This window comes from Shimazuella sp. NTD250, from assembly GCF_059510375.1.
Map to the genome: position 1 here is coordinate 420,026 of NZ_JCAJZS010000002.1, position 14,367 is coordinate 434,392.

Genomic DNA, 14,367 nt, shown 5'->3' on the forward strand with positions numbered 1-14,367 from the left:
ATATAGGAAGGGTAATTGGAAGTAGAAAGGAGAGAAAAACATGTACCGATTTCGTTATTTCATCATCACTATCTGTTTTTGTTTATTTTTAAGTGGATGCTGGGATAGTCATGATATTGAGCAATTAAATATTCACGTCGGCACGGCACTTGATACAGCCTCTCCCTCTACTTCTAATGGAAAAAAACACCCAAAAAATGCGATCAAATTGACAACCCAATCCGTTTTTACTAAACAACCTCCCACCGGATCGAATCAACCAAATCAAGGTCCACAAAAATATATAAATATATCTGGTGTCGGCGACTCGTTAATTGAAATCGTACAATCATTTTCCCAAGAAAATGAACACCCCTCCTATGGACAACATTTAAAAGTTATCGTGATTGGCGAAGCACTGGCAAAAACGATGAATTTGGAAGAAGTCCTCGAACAGCATTCACGAACCTATGAAATAAGAGACAGTTGCATATTACTGGTCTCCGAAGGTTCAGCAGCCGATACATTAAATATTCATACAGATGTTCCTGCCTTTACCCTTATTGACATAGACAGACATCAATACAAAACTGCTAAACTGCTGCCGTCACTGTCAATCGGAAAAGCAATTAGCACCATGTCTGCTCATAAAGACTTTATTGTCCAAGGTGTTCAAACCAAAAAAGGGAAAATTAATTTTAACAAAGCAGCCCTTATAAAAGGAGGCACAAATAGACTAATTGGATTCTTAAATGAAGAAGAAATTGAAGGGCTAAACTGGTTAATGGGTAGAGCAAAAGGAGGAATTGTAAAAGGAAGAGATCCAAAAACAGGTGGGTTGATTATGTATGAAATATCATCCGTTAAAAGTAAAATTATCCCCCACCTTAATGGGGATCATATTTCCTTTGAGGTAAACATTGAATCTATTGGTCGTTTAAATGAAGACTGGATATTAGCCGGTAATGCTTATAGCAATAAATTTATCACCCGAGCAGAAATAGCAACAAAAAAAGAAGTACAAAGACAAATATACCAATCTTTAAACAAACTACGAAAGTATCAAATTGACGTCGCTGGTTTTAATGAGCAGCTTCATATTCATTATCCAAAAGAATGGAAACGCATGAAGAAAGATTGGGATAAACGATTCAGCCATGTCCCGGTTACTTTTCACATTAATATTACAATACGTGACTATATGGTGAAAGGAAGAAAAGAAATCTCAAAATAACAGATAGCAAATTAGCGGTGACAAGGAGGTGAAACAAATGTTCCGATTGCGAAAAATTGCTCTTATCTTTTGCATTTTCCTGTTTTCATCCGCTTGCTGGGATAGTCAAGATATTGAAGAAATCAGTTTTATCGTTGGATCGGCATTTGATAAAGCTCCTTCTAACACTTCCGATGAAAAACAACGTCAGAAAAACCGTGTAAAATTAACACTGCAAACAATCTCACATGTACCAAGCTCTCAATCTGATCAAAATAGTCCACAACAAAAAAAATATCAAAACGAATCAGGTACAGGAGACTCCAAATTAGAAATAATACGTCAGTTTGCTCATGAATCAGAGCATCCTGGAATCGGAGCACATCTAAAAGTAACCATTATGAGTGAAGAATTACTTCGTGACATGAATTTACTTCTTTTGCTCAGTTTTCATACCCGTACATATGAAGTAAGAGATAGTTGTATTATGTTAGTCTCTCAAGGTTCAGCAGCGGACACGTTAAAAATAGCAGCGGATATTCCTTCTTTTGAACTCGTGGGAATCAGTGAAAATAATTATAAAACTGCTCGATTACTCCCTACTATCACACATGGTAAGATACAGAGTCTTTTAGAATCCAATACAAGTTTTGTAATTCAAACCGTACGTGCTGAAAATAAAGAAATAAAGTTTAATGGTGGTGCTCTTATAAAAGGAGACACCAAAAAGCTAGTTGGAGTTCTAAATGAAGAAGAGGTAGAAGGTTTAAACTGGATTACAGGCAAAATAAAAGGTGGCGCGGTGAAAGGAAGAGATTCAAAAACACATGGGCTTATTCTATATGATACATCATCTGTAAAAAGTAAAATTATTCCCCATGTAAAAGGGGATCATGTTTCATTTGATGTAAACATTGAGTCTGTTGGTCGATTGAATGAAGATTGGGTTCTTGCAGGTAATGCTTTTTCCAATAAATTCATCAAACGAGCAGAAATCGCTACCACAGAAGAAATACAACGACAAATGAAACAAACACTGACCAAACTACAAAAAACATACCAAATCGATGTTGCTGGATTTGGTGATCAAATGCGTATCCATTATCCAAAAGAATGGAAACAAATGGAGAAAAATTGGGATAAACACTTTAGCAAAGCCCCTATTCATTATCATGTGAATGTTACCATACGTGATTACATGGATAAAGGAAAAAAAGAGGTTTCCAAGTAAAGAAGTCAATTGAACCTTGGAATAAGCCAGACATTTATTTCATATGGTAAGTAATATCAAAGAATCGGGTAAAAGTTCTCATCGGCAGGAGGGCTAATGTGAATAATATCTCTTTACAAAAATTAGATGTGGGAGAAATAGCTAATTCCTCTGGCATTTTCTCTGGCGAAAATACGATGCACTATTGGAAACATCAATCAAAACGAAACGAAGGATTTGGAACTATATTGGGTGATGGTAATCAATTATCGCATTCCATCACTATTTTAGAAGATCCAGATGTTTTCGACTTCTTAAATACGAAAAAAAAGGAATAATGAAATGTTATTCTCATGGTGGAGAGGTAAAAAGGACGTTCAGGAGGATCTCAAAAAACTGACGGAACAACTCAAAAAATTGGAAAACACTCTCGAAATCAGTTTAAAAAATAACCAGACACCACCCATTCATATTGAGCATCTTACGATTGATAATCCTAAGCTGGAAAATTTAATTTTTCGAATGGATTCACTGGATGTAGAGGAAATCAGTGGATCTTTAAATTTAGGCAATAATTTTGGGGTAAAAGAAGTTAGAAATAAGAGCAATCGTGCAATAAAAACAAAAAAAACCCCTGCTTCATCAGACAAAAAAGCCAATATTCATAAATTTAGCAAAACCGCTTCCGGCTTCCGATTAAATATGGACAGAAAAAATGAGTGGTGACAACCAAATGACAAATATAACGAACAACTTTATTATCGGAAACATTCGGGTAGGAAGCGTGGAAGGAGCTTCTTGTATCAATTTAGGAAACAACACACCCAGTCATTTTGAGAGCCATAAAAAACACAACCAAGGGTTTGGAACGGTTGGTGGAGACAACAACAAATTTGAAGGAACTCGCTCCATGCTGCATGACCCTGATACCTTAGATTCACCAAGTTTAGCAGAGGCAATACCTGAATGGGTGGAAAATTTAGTGAATAAGCAACGAAGTTGACTAGCTGATATATGTATCAATTAAATCATTATCAAAACCAATATTACTATTTCCGCAAACGAAATTATAATTTCCACCTATCCGAAAAAAAGTACTTGATTTATATTTAGAAGACCATCCCGATGCTGTTGTTTCTCCCACAAAAATCCCCGAAGTATTATCCATAACATTAACAGCAATTCCATGAATATTTACTGTTATTTGGTTCATCGATTTTTGTTCCGACATGATCTTCTTCCTTTTTTATCCGACTTCCTGTTTTAACCTAATAGAACTCCTTGTCTATTTGAAGGGCTGTTCCATGGTGTGTCTAATCCATCATTATCAAACTGTACAGTAGAATTACCAACTACTAGGTTGCAGTTACCATTTATCAAAGCAACTCCTGGCATTTTTTTCTGATTGGCACTCCAACCGGAAGCTGTTGTATTCCCTAAAAAAATGGATGAAAGTGTATTTGCATTTGTTACATTTACAAATCCTACATTATTTAGAACAGGCACGAGCTATCATCCTCCAATGAAACAAGGTCAAAGATATTTGATCACAATTTCCCGAAAGTTCTTTTTTTCGTTTTTAGGAACTCTTATCTCCATGACCCCATTCTTGACATATCCTTGACACCCTGTGAAGCTTCCATTCATCGGTAAGGTGATCTTTTCCATGTCCTTTCCAAGTCCAGATACCATCAATATATTTGTATCTAAAAATACACTCACATCTCTGGGATTGACGTTTTCAGGAATAGGTATTTTTGCGATCATGTAATCATGTGTCTCAAAAACTTCCTGTTTGGAAGATGTACCAGTAAATTTCCCCATAGATGTATTGGATTTAAACATATCATTCATCGAATTACTAATAAAATCCTCAACTTTAGAAAAGTCCATTTCAAATGTACTATTCGGATTTGATGCTGATTGTTGAAATGATTTTATAAATTCATCCCAATTATTGAATGACCCAAAATTTTTCTCCTGCATCTCATCCAACTCCCCATAGATATATGTCTATGCTACTCTATTCTTTGACAAATCATTTGGTTCATCAACCGCTTGGAACTCTCTCTTATCCATCTCCAAAACCACTTCTTACTACAGGAATAGTCCAAGGTGTATCTAATCCATCTATATCGGTCTGAAGATTAAAGTTTGTAGATACTACATTACCGTTACCTCTGAGGGTTGCGGTTCCTGGCATTTCTTTTTGATTGACCGTCCATCCGGATGAAGTCGAATCTCCAAGAAATACAGAAGATAAGTAGTTGCTATTGCGAACATTGACTAAACCAACTGTATTATGTACCATCCTTTTCCACATCTCCTTAAAAACCGCCAAGTTATCAAGCTACACTGGGGTATTTAACTATACATATATTCAGACGACAAAGTAATGTTCATTCCACAACTTGTAGTATGAACAATATGAGTTTACAATTTTATTTTTAGTTTCAAATATAAAAAACGAATAATTACAAATTTATCTTTATATAATGAAATGTTGTTACTATTCACTATTTAGGGGGATTTGAATGACAAGAAAGTTTCTATCTGTTTTAAGTCCAATGATTATTTTTGCTTTCATCCTTTCTCTTAGCTTTGGCATGATCACTACTCAAGCCATGGCTAGTCCTGTTTCAAATGTAAATAAAAACTTGAAAGTCGATACTGTTGATGGAAAAACATATTCACCCCAATCACACAAAAAAATTGCAGCTATTATTCTATTTCGCAATGCAGTAAATGGACACCATGTTTTTGGTTTTTCCACAGTTGAAAAATATAAAGCTTTTCAAAAGCAATACCTAAAGCAACAAAACGCTGCTGGAACGAACTATTTTTATGAAAATGCTTCCTTTGACAGCAGAGGACTCGGATCATACATTACTCTCTCAGTTGGAAGCAGTTACTACTATGTAGGAGATACTTGGAATGATCGCATCTCCTCCACACATATATATCCTTATTCTCGTGTAACGTTTTATCAACACTGGCATTACGAAGGCTACTATTTAACATTAGTCAATAATGGCAGTAATTACTGGTTCCAAAATTTAACTGATTACAATATGCCTGACGGAACAAACTGGAATGACCAAGTTTCCTCTATTACATCTGGTAATTAAAATCTTACATTTATAGTCAGATTCCCCACCAGCATTTTCTGCTAGTGGGGAATCGTTTGATATCGCCTTTTTCTCTAAGATATCCGCATTTCTCGTCTTTCCTACCTGTCAGACATCACCGCTTTTCCGTCAGTCGCAGAGATAGCTTCATCGGTTTTACGATGGAATAGCCGATCTTAATCATGATCATGGCGATCATCACAGACGCAACCGCATCAGAGAGCCAATACGCTTGTCCCTTAGCAGCTACGATGCTAATACTGATGACATTGCAGAGAGAACCGAGCAAATCAGCCCTGACATGCGCAATCACACTACGAAGATCATCTTTTGCGTCTGATCTCTCCATCAGAAAGGCACACAGTCCAAAAACAAAAAGAGAGGTACATGCGGTGAACTTCGTGAATCCATTTGCCTCTACTTCATAGGGATGCGATGCCCGCTGGATTGTTGTAAGAAGCACTCCAACTCCCACCACAATCATAATCGCACCGTTAAGAAAATCTGCCCACATCTTCAGATAGGCAGGATTGATGCGATCCAAGTACTTGTGTACCAGTCCCTTTGAGAGTCGATAGGCCCAACTCTTGTTCTTACTCTCTCTATCTTCCTCAAGCAGATCTACCTTCTCCAAATCGTGCAATACCCAGATATAAACAGCACTGAGCATACATGCAGCCAGTACGATCAGATTACCCAGTGAGTCAGTAATCAGATGGATGGCATCAGACATGAGGCTATGGGAACCGTGAGTCCAACCGATCAGCATCTCGGCCCCTGAACCAAACAGGACAAGGAATAGTACCCACTTCATTGTCCTGCTTCTACTGAGTGCCTGCTGGATCTCTGTAGGCTTCCTGTCATCAGAAGTTTGTTCCACGATTTCCTCCATTGTAGGTGCGAGAAAGTCTATATCATTTTATCTAAATGTTTTCCATTTGTAAATTGGAATGATAACGTTTATCGATTAGAGATGAGAAGTTAAGATTGTTCTTTCAATCATGTTCTTCTGCTTTTACGAATACTCCTTATAAAAACTAAAGGAGTTTTTATATGGAACGGATCAAAACGATGATGGATTGTCTTTCACAAGAATTAATACAAAAACAACAACCAAGTGGAAAATGGGAGTTTTGTTTTGAAAGCGGTATAATGTCGGATGCTTATATGCTCTTACTCCTAAAAGCTCTAGATAAAACGAACGATACATTAGAGCAAATGTTAGTAGATCGAATATTATTTAAGCAAACCTCAAATGGTACATGGACTACCTTCCCTGATGAAAAATATGGCAATCCTTCTGCAACAGTCGAAGCTTGCTTAGCTCTTTTATATAGCAATAAATTTCACGATCTGACTCTCCTTAATAAGGCAATAAAATTTTTAGAGGAAAAAGATCATTTTGACCAAGCAAATCCTCTAACACGAACAGTCCTAGCAATTTTTGGTCATTACCCTTGGAGTCATCTATCTAAGTTACCAGTAGAATTTTTCCTGCTTCCTAAATGGGGACCAGTCCATTTTTTTGATTTTGTCGGATATGCCCGCACTCATTTAGCACCAATCATGATCATTCATGATCGACAATGGGTAATCCATCTGCCTAAATATGATCAAGTAAACAAATGGATGCCACAAACGCATTCGCATAGAAGGTTTTCCAACCTATTGAAAAAAAAGATTGCTCCATTTCTTCCCCATGATAAATTAAGAGAAAATATTCATCACTACGCAACAGAGTATGGAGAAAAATTTTTATTGGATCGAATTGAACCTGATGGTACGTTATATAACTATATGAGTACTACATTTTTGCTCATCTTTGCTCTGCTCGCTCTCGGATACCCAAAAAATCATCCTACTATTGAGAAGGCATATAACGGGTTAGTAAACCATTATATATGTCCAGTAAACTCCGAAGTACATATACAAGAAGCAAATGCAAATGTCTGGGATACGGGATTGGTCCTTCATGCATTAATAGAAGCTGGAATTGGCTCTGAGCATTCAACCATAAAAAAAGGACGAAACTACATTTTATCAAGGCAACATACTCGCCAAGGGGATTGGGCTGTACATAATCGAGGAGTAAAACCTGGTGGTTGGGGGTTTTCTGATTGTAATACGATAAACCCAGATGTGGATGATACTACAGTTGCACTGCGTGTACTCACATACTCATATCGAAATAAATCCACCCAAAGAGCTTGGAACCGCGGTGTCACATGGCTTCTGTCTATGCAAAATAGGGATGGTGGATGGCCGGCATTTGAAAAAGATACAGGAAAAGCTTGGCAAACCTTTTTACCTGATCTAGGCAGCAAGATTTGGGGAGATCCTTCTATGGCTGATCTCACAGGCAGAACATTGGAGTTTTTAGGAAATTACACTACACATGCAAGTCAAGCCGTTGCAGTAAATAAAGCCCGTAGATGGCTGGAAAAAAACCAGAAAAAGGATGGCTCATGGTTTGGCAGATGGGGAGTTGCCTATATTTATGGAACTTGGGCAGCATTGACGGGATTAGCTGCTATTCAGGTACCAAGAGATGATTGGACCGTCCAGAAAGGATTGAAATGGCTGTTATCTATACAACATACGGATGGCGGGTGGGGGGAATCTTGTTATAGTGATCAGCAGAATAAATATGTGCAACTGCCTTTCTCCACTCCTGTCCAAACAGCTTGGGCATTAGATGCTTTGATCGCTTTCCATGATGAGCCTACAAATGAAATCCACGCTGGTATCGATTGTTTACTGCAACTAGTGGAAGACAGAGGAAGCGCTTGGAAGTACCCCGCTGGCAGTGGTTTAGCAGGTCAATTTTATGTGTATTACCACAGTTATCCTTATGTTTGGCCGCTGATTACCTTGAGCCACTACTATAGAAAATACAATTCATAAAAACCCAACACTTTTACGTGTTGGGTTTTTTCAAACCAATTTGGCGTCCCCAGAGGGATTCGAACCCCCGACCCACAGCTTAGCATACCACTATGACTTTCGTCACCAATCCATTGTTTGTGGTCTGGACTATATCTTCACCATTTCAGGTGTGACACGTATAGTCTCTACGGAACCTCACGATAATCAGCCGCAAATTTAACATTTAACAGTTGATTATCCTTTGGAGCTTTTACCCTCAAGTAGAATACTTGAGCCTTCAAAACTCCTTAATCTCTTACAGCATCACAGAGATCGTAAGTTTCCTCGGTATTGCCATCAGCATTATCTGTTAAGGTTTCACCGATATAGTGTCATCCACTCTACAAGTTTTTGTTTTCTTATAGAGGCTCCTAATTGAAGGCTGTTGCTCTATCCAGCTGAGCTACGGAGACATAACATGAATCATGATAAATCATATTATCTTATTTGTCAACAAAAAAATGACGGTTCGCACTATAAGACGAACGAACCGCCAAGATTTTGGACTTCTCTTCCATTCGGTTGAAAATAACTTACTTGAACATGTCGATCTTCAGCCAAGTTAACAATCGCATAGGTCGGCACACTATATCCCCGCGGGCTGATGATACTACCAGGATTGATAAATAAAGTATTTCCTTCTTGTTCACATAACGGAAAATGAGAATGACCAAAACATATGATGTCTGCTCTTCTTTCCTGCGCAAGTAACGAAAGGGGTAAGAGACCGGATTTGACTTGGTGGCGATGACCGTGTGTGACAAAGAAATGATAACCTGCTAGAGTCACTGCTTCCTCATTAGGAACTTCTTCAAAATCACAGTTCCCTCTCACCACTGTCATTGAAACGGAAGGTAGCTGCTTCTTTTCCGTGCAAAAATCACCACAGTGAATCACGTAATCTGCTTGAACTCGTTTCACAATATGTGCGAGCAACGTTGCTTTTCCATGCGAATCACTTGTTACAAGTACCTTCATCCATTCCACACCTTTCTCACGCATTGCCCTAAGTCAAAAATAAATATGTTTTTTGAAGCCATTCTACCAACTTTGCAGTAGCTCTGGCCCGATGACTTATCATATATTTCCGTTCACTTGATAATTGTCCCATCGTTCTCTTCTCTTCTGGTAAATAAAAAATTGGATCATAGCCAAAACCATTTTCACCTTGAGGAGTTGTAATGATGTTTCCATGACATTCGCCACGAAATAACTGTGTTGGGTGATTGGGAATAGCTACAGCCATTACACATACATAAAAAGCATGGGGTTTATTTATATCTCTTCTTTGGATTTCACTTAAAAGTTTTTGATTATTTGCTTCGTCTGTCGCATTTTCCCCTGCATACCGAGCGGAATAAACGCCGGGTTCCCCGTCCAGGTCTGGAACAACAACACCTGAATCATCCGAAATAACTGGACCATCCAACCACTTGGAAATAATTTCTGCTTTCTTAGCGGCATTCCCTTCAAAAGTAGGCTGGTCTTCTACGATTTCAGGGACATCTTGTAAATCGTTTAATCCTTTCACCTTTAATCCTAATGGTGCAAATAGATCCACAAATTGTTTTTGTTTATGTTTGTTTGCTGTAGCAATAATAATGGATGAAAACGGCCATTTTCGTTTATCCATTTTTCCCACCGATAAATTCTCCATGATTCCCTAAAAGCTGTTTTTGGATAACAGTCAATTCACCTGTGCCCTTTTTGGCTAATGTAAGCATTTCTTGTAACTGTTCTGGGCTAAATGGATTTTCTTCTCCTGTACCTTGGATCTCCACATATCTACCTTTTCCAGTCATAATCACATTCATATCTACTACAGCTGTAGAATCTTCCACATAACAGAGATCTAAACATATTTTATCTCCTACTACTCCGACACTTGTAGCAGCAAGAAAATCTTTTACTGGGAAACGTTTAAAAACCTGTTTTTGATAGAGCGGAATCAAAGCATCTACCATCGCAACAAACGCACCAGTAATAGATGTAGTTCTCGTACCACCATCTGCTTGAATTACGTCACAGTCAATCCAGATGGTTCTTTCTCCTAAAGCCTTAAGATCAACAACGGAACGTAGAGCTCTACCAATGAGCCTTTGGATTTCCATCGTTCTGCCTGTTACTTTTCCTTTGCTCGATTCACGGATCGTTCTCACTCCAGTTGCTCTAGGTAACATGGAATATTCAGCAGTGATCCATCCCTTGCCAGAATTACGAAGAAAAGGAGGAACTTTTTCCTCAATGGTTGCCGTACAAATAACTCGTGTATCCCCTATTGAAATAAGGACGGAGCCCTCAGCTGGTTTTATATAATCTCGAACAATCTCAACTCTACGTAATTGGTCATAGTTTCTTCCGTCCGTTCGCAAGGTCTTTCCCCCCAATTTCTAGATAACTCAGTATACCATATCAAACTTCAAAAATTAGAATTGACCTATCAATTATACATTTGAAGTGATCCCAAAAAAAGTAGAGGCTTGTTTATAAACCTCTACTTCTTAGTCTGTACCTCTTTGCACTAGAGTACACCCACCTCTATGTTGATGAGGTGAATCGTACTTTGTTCAACATCCTAGGATGGTGGGAGTATTCATAGTCCACTCGGATTAACTTGTTTCGGTCTTGAAACGGGTAAATCTACATTTTTTCCTTGATTATTTAATACTCCAATTGTCGTTTTACCATCGACAACAATTTTTACTTTATTGGCGTTTATGTTTTGTGTCAAAGATAAGACAATGGAATCCAGAGCACTTTTGGAAGCCGCAGTTTGATCATTGTACTGTAAAATTTCTTTCCCAAAATTGGCTGTAATCTGTTTTCCTTCAATTTTGACACTTTTGATGGTTGTAGTCGTGTCTAGCGGACCTATTAAATGACTGTTTTCCATTGGTCCTTTTACTAATTCCTTTATAACTGCCTCGCCAATATTGGCAGAGCGATTGACCAGTCGAGTAACTGGAACATAACTGATCGAATCATCATCCGCTTGACTTAAAAAATAAAGTGTTACGGGCATACTTGCACTTATATCCACTCCATTAGCCACTTCTACGTTTATACCATCTGCACGAGTCAAACCTTGAGCAACCGTTTTTCCTTTTGGCATCAATGCTAGTTTTTTGCCTTCTATCTGCAAATTAACAGATTTAATGTTACTAAAACCAGTAAGCGTCCAAGTGATAGCATTTAAAATTTTTGTTTCATCTGCTTGCTTATAGTTTTTAAATTCTTTGGAGAAATTTGCAGTTGCTACTCCTTTTTTGATCTTCACACTGAGTACTCTTGTTCCTTTTGGCAGTACACTCTTTGTCCCCTTCGGAAGCAGTGCAGCTGTTTGATTACCTTCTATTAGACTCTCTAGGGAGCTTTTTGCTAGGGATTTTCCCGATAACTTTACAGAGTATGGCATAATATAGCCATCTTGGTTCAGAGTATATAACTCTGTCAAATGACCCTGTGTCTCTTTCTTTGGTTCTACTTTTGCATGGACAACTTGAGCTTCACCTTGTGGTGGATCAATCGGTTTGGAAGCCTTTGCATTAGGACCGGAAAAACAACCAGTTAGTGCGGCTGGAAAAAGTAACATACATACCATAGCTTTTGCTTTGTTTCGCATAATTGTCCTCCCATTGGACTGTTTATTTAACTCATGTATACGAGCCTTGGGAAGAAATTAGGACAACTTTTTCCATAAAAACTTGTTTGTTTTTGTTAAGAGCCTAGTGTGTGTTCATTCATTTTCATCATCTGCTTTATTCCTGATTGATTTTCATAATTCCGAATAAACATACCTTGAGTCTTTAGTAATCCTAACTTTTCATAGTAAGATTGCAAATGTTCATCACATAACAAATCAATCATATACAAGTCCTTTAGCTCTTCTATCATCAGTCTTACAAGTTTTTTTCCAATACCTTTTCCTTGGTACTCCGGCAAAACTTCCAAAAAGGGGATATAGGCAGATAAGACACCATCACTAACAGCATTAATAAATCCGACTACTCTTTCTGCTGTTTCATCTATTGCTACTATACATTTATAACTATTTTTTAATAGCATAAAATGCGTATCAGGTGCTGGAGGATTGGGCCATCCAACAAAAAAACCTCCATCTAATTGTTGTGAGGTTATGTTTTCTAACGAGTTAGTATACTTCATCGTGTACTCTCCATTTCTAATTGGTTAACAGTTATTTTCCATTTTCCAGTCTTTTTCCCTGCTCATAACATTTGTTAAATCTGTTATGAATGTATCCAAACACCTATACCTTTTTTTAAAATTGATTGTAAGGCATTTATTTAAAATCATTCTTAATTCTTTAGGGGCATTGATTGAAAGAGCTGATCTTTCCCACGCTTTTTCTACACTTCTGGTTTTATCAGAATTGAAAAATCGTAAATATTCCAGATAACTTACAGGGGAAAGTAATGTATATATAATTGCCCCAATGGAATAAATATCGTGGCTTGGAACAGGATGGAGAGGCTGATACCTTGAGTCCATTTGTCTGGGAAGAGAAAAACCAGGTGTTCCAATGGCTGTCACTGGAGGACTATTTTTGTGATAAGCGTGTTCTAAATCAATGATTTTTATTTTGTTCTTTTCCCAGATGATATTATCCAAGGAAAGATCACGTAAAATTATTCCTTGATCATGATATAATTTTGTTACTTGACATAATTGAATCCCAATATTGATGGTTTCTTCCAATTCAAACCTTTTCTTTGACAAAAGATTGATTAATGTGTTATCTCCCATATCTGTCACAACAGAAAAAGAACTAGAATCTAGATGAAATCGATTATATACTTTAGGCGAGATGTGAAATTTCTCCAGTTTACAAAATAATGTACACTCCCACTGTAATCGATCTCTTGCGTCAACCTTTGAAAATTCTAGGTTTCCGTATTTCTTTGCCTCTTTCATTATTCTAGTTACTGGTGGTCTATGAGACAAATCTAAAATCCGATAAACACCGCCTTTTCCACTTTTTTTTAACACTTCCAACAAAATATATTGTGAAGGAATATTCACTTCAGTTGATCTACATCTTGTGTTAAAGAAAGGATCAGAGATCCAATCAGGAATAGCATCTCCGGGAAGTCGTGAATCTTTTATAATCTCTCCTGTTGTCTTTTTAAGAACAGAATCCCCCTTTTCACTTCGTTTAAATGAACCAAATCGATAATAAATAATTCCACGTAGTTTCTTGTCTGAAGGTATAAATGGCCCATCAAATCCTCTCGTTAAATGACAAAGTTCTTTGGATATCCACATCAATTGTTTTTCTGTGGTTGGGTATACAGTAATGAATTTACCTATTTGTGTGTATCCATAAAAACCTCTATTTAAATTGTTCAACTCAAATAAACCTTTGGTAATTTTAAATTGAATCCTTTTACTCATTAAAAACGGCATCACTTTTTTTGCGATTTTATTTGCATTCTTGATAGTTGCACTTATATGCAGTTTAATTCCTTGATCTGGTATAGGTATTGCATTTTCAAATATAGGAAATGCCCAAATTGTTTGGTCGTCTATTTTTAATTGACATTCTTCAAGTCGGTTCACAAACTTACAATTCACTTTGTAAATACCACTAAAATTCTTAATAATTAAACCCTCCTTTAAATATATTTCTCCCTTCTGATCGTGCTAATATATAAAGCCCATGAGCATAAAGAATAGCAAGACTACCTGAATTCGGGATGTTTTTTTCTTTGAAAATAGTGGATAGTTGACTCACTGTAGGTCTATCACTTTGAGGGACCTTATAACACATGACAATAAAATCATAGAAATGTTGCCAATTTGAAGGAGTTAGATTCCCCTTGTACATTTCATCATATACATACTCACCTAAAAACTTTTGTAGAGTATCTTCTACCAATTTCTTAGTCTCTATT

At 37.2% G+C, this 14,367-nt stretch carries 19 protein-coding genes; 7 read left to right on the forward strand and 12 right to left on the reverse strand.

What is annotated here, in order from left to right; genetic code table 11:
- The first annotated feature begins 40 nt into the window (after positions 1–40).
- The 5 genes from AC5WOF_RS06970 to AC5WOF_RS06990 all read left to right on the forward strand — a co-directional run bounded on the left by AC5WOF_RS06970 (position 41) and on the right by AC5WOF_RS06990 (position 3,405).
- On the forward strand, positions 41–1,213 hold the full coding sequence (locus AC5WOF_RS06970) for a Ger(x)C family spore germination protein (protein WP_496049220.1): 1,173 nt from the start codon (positions 41–43) through the stop codon (positions 1,211–1,213).
- A gap of 37 nt (positions 1,214–1,250) precedes the next feature.
- Positions 1,251–2,423: a Ger(x)C family spore germination protein gene (locus AC5WOF_RS06975; RefSeq protein ID WP_496049221.1), complete on the forward strand. Its 1,173-nt coding sequence runs from the start codon at positions 1,251–1,253 to the stop codon at positions 2,421–2,423.
- 98 nt (positions 2,424–2,521) lie between these two features.
- Entirely contained in the window at positions 2,522–2,740 is a 219-nt protein-coding gene (locus AC5WOF_RS06980; RefSeq protein ID WP_496049222.1) for a hypothetical protein, read from the forward strand.
- A 4-nt stretch (positions 2,741–2,744) separates the two neighbouring features.
- A complete protein-coding gene (locus AC5WOF_RS06985; RefSeq protein ID WP_496049223.1) occupies positions 2,745–3,128 on the forward strand; it encodes a hypothetical protein in 384 nt (127 codons plus the stop codon).
- Between the two features lie 7 nt (positions 3,129–3,135).
- Positions 3,136–3,405 carry a hypothetical protein gene (locus tag AC5WOF_RS06990; RefSeq protein WP_496049224.1) on the forward strand — a complete coding sequence of 90 codons (270 nt, stop codon included), beginning with the start codon at positions 3,136–3,138 and terminating at the stop codon, positions 3,403–3,405.
- On the opposite strand, the gene AC5WOF_RS06995 is transcribed toward AC5WOF_RS06990, so the two are convergent.
- The 4 genes from AC5WOF_RS06995 to AC5WOF_RS07010 form a co-directional block, all read right to left on the reverse strand.
- Positions 3,406–3,633 (reverse strand): hypothetical protein, encoded by a 228-nt coding sequence (locus AC5WOF_RS06995; protein WP_496049225.1) that lies wholly within the window; start codon positions 3,631–3,633, stop codon positions 3,406–3,408.
- 32 nt (positions 3,634–3,665) lie between these two features.
- Positions 3,666–3,908, reverse strand: coding sequence for a hypothetical protein (locus AC5WOF_RS07000; RefSeq protein ID WP_496049226.1), 243 nt, complete (start codon positions 3,906–3,908; stop codon positions 3,666–3,668).
- 27 nt (positions 3,909–3,935) lie between these two features.
- Complete coding sequence (locus AC5WOF_RS07005; protein ID WP_496049227.1) at positions 3,936–4,388, reverse strand: Hsp20/alpha crystallin family protein; 453 nt, start codon at positions 4,386–4,388, stop codon at positions 3,936–3,938.
- Positions 4,389–4,473: 85 nt separating this feature from the next.
- The gene (locus tag AC5WOF_RS07010; RefSeq protein ID WP_496049228.1) at positions 4,474–4,713 is read right to left on the reverse strand and encodes a hypothetical protein; all 240 of its coding nucleotides are present in this window, start codon (positions 4,711–4,713) and stop codon (positions 4,474–4,476) included.
- A gap of 223 nt (positions 4,714–4,936) precedes the next feature.
- Between AC5WOF_RS07010 and AC5WOF_RS07015 the strand changes: the two genes are divergently transcribed.
- Positions 4,937–5,530 (forward strand): hypothetical protein, encoded by a 594-nt coding sequence (locus AC5WOF_RS07015; RefSeq protein WP_496049229.1) that lies wholly within the window; start codon positions 4,937–4,939, stop codon positions 5,528–5,530.
- Between the two features lie 115 nt (positions 5,531–5,645).
- Here AC5WOF_RS07015 and AC5WOF_RS07020 read toward each other — a convergent pair whose 3' ends face one another.
- Positions 5,646–6,410 (reverse strand): cation efflux transmembrane domain-containing protein, encoded by a 765-nt coding sequence (locus AC5WOF_RS07020; RefSeq protein ID WP_496049230.1) that lies wholly within the window; start codon positions 6,408–6,410, stop codon positions 5,646–5,648.
- Between the two features lie 173 nt (positions 6,411–6,583).
- On the opposite strand from AC5WOF_RS07020, the gene AC5WOF_RS07025 reads away from it, so the two are divergent.
- The gene (locus tag AC5WOF_RS07025) at positions 6,584–8,434 is read left to right on the forward strand and encodes a terpene cyclase/mutase family protein (protein WP_496049231.1); all 1,851 of its coding nucleotides are present in this window, start codon (positions 6,584–6,586) and stop codon (positions 8,432–8,434) included.
- Between the two features lie 495 nt (positions 8,435–8,929).
- On the opposite strand, the gene AC5WOF_RS07030 is transcribed toward AC5WOF_RS07025, so the two are convergent.
- The 7 genes from AC5WOF_RS07030 to AC5WOF_RS07060 form a co-directional block, all read right to left on the reverse strand.
- A complete protein-coding gene (locus AC5WOF_RS07030) occupies positions 8,930–9,433 on the reverse strand; it encodes a metallophosphoesterase (protein ID WP_496049232.1) in 504 nt (167 codons plus the stop codon).
- Between the two features lie 28 nt (positions 9,434–9,461).
- Positions 9,462–10,088 (reverse strand): XTP/dITP diphosphatase, encoded by a 627-nt coding sequence (locus tag AC5WOF_RS07035; RefSeq protein ID WP_496049442.1) that lies wholly within the window; start codon positions 10,086–10,088, stop codon positions 9,462–9,464.
- The gene (gene rph, locus AC5WOF_RS07040; RefSeq protein ID WP_496049233.1) at positions 10,081–10,827 is read right to left on the reverse strand and encodes a ribonuclease PH; all 747 of its coding nucleotides are present in this window, start codon (positions 10,825–10,827) and stop codon (positions 10,081–10,083) included. The genes AC5WOF_RS07035 and rph overlap by 8 nt, the downstream gene beginning before the upstream one ends.
- A 221-nt stretch (positions 10,828–11,048) precedes the next feature.
- On the reverse strand, positions 11,049–12,077 hold the full coding sequence (locus AC5WOF_RS07045; RefSeq protein ID WP_496049234.1) for a GerMN domain-containing protein: 1,029 nt from the start codon (positions 12,075–12,077) through the stop codon (positions 11,049–11,051).
- Positions 12,078–12,172: 95 nt separating this feature from the next.
- Positions 12,173–12,619 (reverse strand): GNAT family N-acetyltransferase, encoded by a 447-nt coding sequence (locus AC5WOF_RS07050; RefSeq protein WP_496049235.1) that lies wholly within the window; start codon positions 12,617–12,619, stop codon positions 12,173–12,175.
- A 24-nt stretch (positions 12,620–12,643) separates the two neighbouring features.
- Complete coding sequence (locus AC5WOF_RS07055; RefSeq protein ID WP_496049236.1) at positions 12,644–14,032, reverse strand: class III lanthionine synthetase LanKC N-terminal domain-containing protein; 1,389 nt, start codon at positions 14,030–14,032, stop codon at positions 12,644–12,646.
- Between the two features lie 37 nt (positions 14,033–14,069).
- Positions 14,070–14,351: a hypothetical protein gene (locus AC5WOF_RS07060; RefSeq protein ID WP_496049237.1), complete on the reverse strand. Its 282-nt coding sequence runs from the start codon at positions 14,349–14,351 to the stop codon at positions 14,070–14,072.
- Positions 14,352–14,367: the final 16 nt, after the last annotated feature.

Excerpts from the sequence above, each read along its gene's own strand:
- AC5WOF_RS07030 (WP_496049232.1), bottom strand. The coding sequence starts at position 9,433 with ATGAAGGTACTTGTAACAAGTGATTCGCATGGAAAAGCAACGTTGCTC.
- AC5WOF_RS06970 (WP_496049220.1), top strand. The coding sequence starts at position 41 with ATGTACCGATTTCGTTATTTCATCATCACTATCTGTTTTTGTTTATTT.
- AC5WOF_RS07015 (WP_496049229.1), top strand. The coding sequence starts at position 4,937 with ATGACAAGAAAGTTTCTATCTGTTTTAAGTCCAATGATTATTTTTGCT.
- AC5WOF_RS06985 (WP_496049223.1), top strand. The coding sequence starts at position 2,745 with ATGTTATTCTCATGGTGGAGAGGTAAAAAGGACGTTCAGGAGGATCTC.
- AC5WOF_RS07005 (WP_496049227.1), bottom strand. The coding sequence starts at position 4,388 with ATGCAGGAGAAAAATTTTGGGTCATTCAATAATTGGGATGAATTTATA.
- AC5WOF_RS07050 (WP_496049235.1), bottom strand. The coding sequence starts at position 12,619 with ATGAAGTATACTAACTCGTTAGAAAACATAACCTCACAACAATTAGAT.
- AC5WOF_RS07025 (WP_496049231.1), top strand. The coding sequence starts at position 6,584 with ATGGAACGGATCAAAACGATGATGGATTGTCTTTCACAAGAATTAATA.
- AC5WOF_RS06990 (WP_496049224.1), top strand. The coding sequence starts at position 3,136 with ATGACAAATATAACGAACAACTTTATTATCGGAAACATTCGGGTAGGA.
- AC5WOF_RS06975 (WP_496049221.1), top strand. The coding sequence starts at position 1,251 with ATGTTCCGATTGCGAAAAATTGCTCTTATCTTTTGCATTTTCCTGTTT.
- AC5WOF_RS07045 (WP_496049234.1), bottom strand. The coding sequence starts at position 12,077 with ATGCGAAACAAAGCAAAAGCTATGGTATGTATGTTACTTTTTCCAGCC.
- AC5WOF_RS06995 (WP_496049225.1), bottom strand. The coding sequence starts at position 3,633 with ATGTCGGAACAAAAATCGATGAACCAAATAACAGTAAATATTCATGGA.
- AC5WOF_RS07010 (WP_496049228.1), bottom strand. The coding sequence starts at position 4,713 with ATGGTACATAATACAGTTGGTTTAGTCAATGTTCGCAATAGCAACTAC.
- AC5WOF_RS07035 (WP_496049442.1), bottom strand. The coding sequence starts at position 10,088 with ATGGATAAACGAAAATGGCCGTTTTCATCCATTATTATTGCTACAGCA.